6 protein-coding genes are annotated in these 3,239 nt (G+C 58.4%); 2 read left to right on the top strand and 4 right to left on the bottom strand.

The window, feature by feature from the left end; genetic code table 11:
- Positions 1-230: 230 nt before the first annotated feature.
- Positions 231-539 carry a helix-turn-helix transcriptional regulator gene (locus tag AC1DWF_RS31240; protein WP_476783883.1) on the bottom strand — a complete coding sequence of 103 codons (309 nt, stop codon included), beginning with the start codon at positions 537-539 and terminating at the stop codon, positions 231-233.
- 14 nt (positions 540-553) lie between these two features.
- Here AC1DWF_RS31240 and AC1DWF_RS31235 point away from each other — a divergent pair, with 14 nt between their 5' ends.
- Entirely contained in the window at positions 554-805 is a 252-nt protein-coding gene (locus AC1DWF_RS31235; protein ID WP_476783882.1) for a hypothetical protein, read from the top strand.
- Positions 806-1,741: 936 nt separating this feature from the next.
- Here AC1DWF_RS31235 and AC1DWF_RS31230 read toward each other — a convergent pair.
- The 3 genes from AC1DWF_RS31230 to AC1DWF_RS31220 are packed head-to-tail and all read right to left on the bottom strand — an operon-like array spanning position 1,742 to position 2,820.
- On the bottom strand, positions 1,742-2,086 hold the full coding sequence (locus AC1DWF_RS31230) for a hypothetical protein (RefSeq protein WP_476783881.1): 345 nt from the start codon (positions 2,084-2,086) through the stop codon (positions 1,742-1,744).
- Positions 2,087-2,143: 57 nt separating this feature from the next.
- The gene (locus AC1DWF_RS31225) at positions 2,144-2,638 is read right to left on the bottom strand and encodes an arsenate reductase ArsC (RefSeq protein ID WP_476842491.1); all 495 of its coding nucleotides are present in this window, start codon (positions 2,636-2,638) and stop codon (positions 2,144-2,146) included.
- Complete coding sequence (locus AC1DWF_RS31220; protein WP_476783879.1) at positions 2,638-2,820, bottom strand: hypothetical protein; 183 nt, start codon at positions 2,818-2,820, stop codon at positions 2,638-2,640. The genes AC1DWF_RS31225 and AC1DWF_RS31220 overlap by 1 nt, the downstream gene beginning before the upstream one ends.
- A 197-nt stretch (positions 2,821-3,017) precedes the next feature.
- Here AC1DWF_RS31220 and AC1DWF_RS31215 point away from each other — a divergent pair.
- The coding region (locus AC1DWF_RS31215; RefSeq protein ID WP_476783878.1) for a hypothetical protein at positions 3,018-3,239 on the top strand (222 nt) is incomplete at its 3' end.

The following is a 3,239-nucleotide window of genomic DNA, read 5'->3' as shown; positions in this document are numbered from 1 at the left end:
ATCATCAGCAGGCAAATTCATTATGTTTTCTGGCCGATCGGTCTCACGCTCTCGCGAAAGAATTGAATGAGGTCGCGCCGGTCAACGACCCACCGCCCGCCTACTTGCTTCGCCGGGATTAGCCCAGCGCTGAGCATGTGGAACGTCTGCTTCGGCGTGCGATTGATGAACTTCGCAATCCCCTCCGCACCCCAAATCAAATCGAGTTGGTTCTCTTGCATTGCCGGAGGTTAGCTCGGCGACTCGCTTGTTGCCACTATCTCGTCGAAAAAGTTGACATTGTCGGCTTCTGGCAGGTCGGTGAAAGCCATATCCAGCACCAGTCGATCCCACACCACACGGCCGTCGATCCGCTTCGGCTTCGGCATGCGCCCGTCGGCTACGAGCTGGTCGAACTTCGTCGGACCAATCCCGATGTAGCGCGCCGCACCCTCGCGGCTGAGACCACGAGGCGGGTAGCTGTATGGATCTGGGCGTAGCACGGTTCGTCTCCTCAAGGTGGCATTGACGTCGATCGCGACCCGCGCGATTTTACCCATGCCTCGGAGGGATCATGCACAAATTTCAGGTCATCTGCGTTTCGGCAATCGCTCTTGCTGTTGCCGGCTGCACATCGTCGGCACCTCCTGCCGAGCCGGCAAGCGGGTATTCGCTGATGGCTGCTGTCGAAGCCTCCGGGGAAGTTGCATACAAGCTCATGGAACGGGGTTTTCCCACCATGCAGGCCTGCGAGCAGCGCATGCATGCTCTCGAGAGCAGCCACGACATCGTGCTTCGGTGCATTGCCAGCAACACAGCGCTTTAGGTCTTTTCCCACGGCGGTGTCTTGCTGTAACCGCCGGCTCGCCCGCTGCGGGAACCTCGAACATGCAAATATTGCTTGGCGAAAAATAGTTTAAGCAACACAATGAACTTGCCCTCGCCCTGGCATGGGTGCGGCAGCCATCCCTCCGCTGCCGGGTGGGCCAATAGCCGCCGTCACGCTCCAACGTGACCACCCACATACGGCGCATCAATCCATCTAGCTAATTGCTTCTCACCTGGGGCTGGATGACACTATCGGCGGGGCTATGGTGGGGCAGAGCACCGGCGCAGCGCCTTAAATGTTCTAGCCGAGCATTGCGTCGGTGTCCCCCCGCCCCCAAGCACGCAAGTGCGCGCCTTACGCGATGTCATTGGCCTGCTTGGAACAAAACATCCGAGCAAGCCTATCAGTTGATGCAACGACGTCAACGCGCCCGGCCTTTCCGATTTCGGCGAGCAGCGATTGCCACCACCGACCTTTGGGCCGGGCGCGAGATCCGGGCCATGGGGCTGTGGGGCGACGAAGACCCGGATGGCATCAGCGTGCGCCCGCCTCGTTAATGATCCGTGGAGCGGCAATCTAAATATTATCGGTTTCTAACATTTATTCGGGCGCCGCAACGCGCCTGGCAAATCTGCCATCTTGAGGGGAGCCGTCGCTTAACGGGCACCGCCAGCCTGCCCTAGCGATCTTGGTGATCCCTCATCGGCGCAGGAGGCATAATGCGCCCAATACCCGAACGCCTCTCAACGGGGAGATACGGCCGAAACTTGCGACGGCTTTTCCTCGGGCATTAGGCGGAGGCTTGAAGGGGACACCAAAAGCACCGCGATAAGGCCGATAGCGACGGCCAAGGCTATAACGGACAGGGTTTTCGTCATCCGGGATAAATGGGTGCTGTGTGGGCGACGGTCAACAGCGAAGCACCCGCGAGGGCTAGGCCTTAAGATCAGCAGATGTGGCTGTGGTGTCTCCAACCTGATCGGCTGCTGCCTTCTTGCGCAACCGTTCACGCTTCTTCGGTGCCTGATCACGCTCATCGGCGTCGTCTGGAGACTTTGGGTCAAGCCGGTGAGTGATGGCGAGGTCGAATATTACCTTGAGTATATTCAGATCCTTCACGTCTGGATCGGTGAGGGCGAACAAAGAGGCTTTGACAATTCTCTTGCTTGTCGCCTTGGGCACCCGGGCGAGCACGTGGTGGTACAGAGCTTCCCCGACAAGACCCTTCCCGGCACCATCTATCAGGGCGTCGTACACCTTCTGGATCTTGCCGCCCATGGTGAGCTCCTTTCACTGGGTGGACGAGCTGCGTTCAGCATCCTCTCCGGTCGATCCTTACATCCGCCCAATCAACTGCAAATGATGATCGACTGCCATGCGATCGATGGTGGAAAGGGGAAGGTTGGTGAAGGCCATGATGCGGTTCTTCATGAAGCGAACAGCTATGCCGAAGGCGCATTCCTTTTCAATATCGCTGCCCTCAACCCTCGTCGGGTCTTCGATACCCCAATGGCCTGTGATCGGTTGCCCAGGCCAGACCGGGCACGATTCTTCGGCCGCGTCATCACAGACCGTGAAGACGAAATCCATTTCTGGCGCGTCAGGCACTGCATATTCGTCCCAGGACTTCGACCGGAACCCGTCTGTCAGATAGCCGAGCGCGGCAAGCACCTTCAGTGCCAATGGATTGACCACGCCCTTCGGTTGGCTTCCTGCGGAGAAGGCGTTGAACCGCCCGGCACCTTCCTTCTGAAGTATGCTCTCGCCCATTATCGAGCGCGCGGTGTTGCCGGTGCAGAGAAACAGAACATTGTAGACATGGCCAGGCATCAGGCAGCCTCATTGTTCGACGCGCCTTTGACACTGAGGATTTCGGCCGCAATGGTCTCCATCAGCGCCTCTCGATGCTCGACTTCAGCAATCTGAGTTCGCGTCAGCTTAGTGCCCCTGGCGCGCTCAATGCTGCGCTGCACTACGTCGTAGAGATCCTGGAGTTGGTCGAGTTCGCTCAACACACACCTTCCAGTTGGATCACGCCATTATACCGCAAGGCAGCAAGTTAGGTCGACTCCAAAAATGGCAAAGAGAACCCCGCCAGTGAACGGCGGGGTCCTGGGGAGAATTGATGAGGGGATTGGGAGCTTTTCAGGATCGCACATCGTCGTGACGAGCCAATGACGGAGGCAAGCAGCGCGCGGAACTATGGGAGGTGCTGGACTATCTGCAAGATATCAAATTCGCGGCCTCGATCGGCGCCGGCAACAAGGGTGCAGTGCCAGTGCAGCCTGTCCTGAGGGTCGTGGCCAAGCATCTTCGCGGTGAGGACAAGTTGCGACATGCAACGGTGTCCGAGATACTTATGCCTTGTGGTGACCTGCCACAGATTCGACAGGCCGCTTTAGCTGCGCACCGATATTCGAGAGAGCCCGAT

This window comes from Aminobacter sp. P4_D5, from assembly GCF_056401815.1.
The sequence above is the reverse complement of the archived record's forward strand: the minus strand, read 5'-3'. Positions and strand labels throughout refer to the sequence as shown.

Coding starts and splice junctions, on each gene's coding strand:
- AC1DWF_RS31240 (WP_476783883.1), bottom strand. CDS start 539: ATGGGTAAAATCGCGCGGGTCGCGATCGACGTCAATGCCACCTTGAGG.
- AC1DWF_RS31235 (WP_476783882.1), top strand. CDS start 554: ATGCACAAATTTCAGGTCATCTGCGTTTCGGCAATCGCTCTTGCTGTT.
- AC1DWF_RS31230 (WP_476783881.1), bottom strand. CDS start 2,086: ATGGGCGGCAAGATCCAGAAGGTGTACGACGCCCTGATAGATGGTGCC.
- AC1DWF_RS31225 (WP_476842491.1), bottom strand. CDS start 2,638: ATGCCTGGCCATGTCTACAATGTTCTGTTTCTCTGCACCGGCAACACC.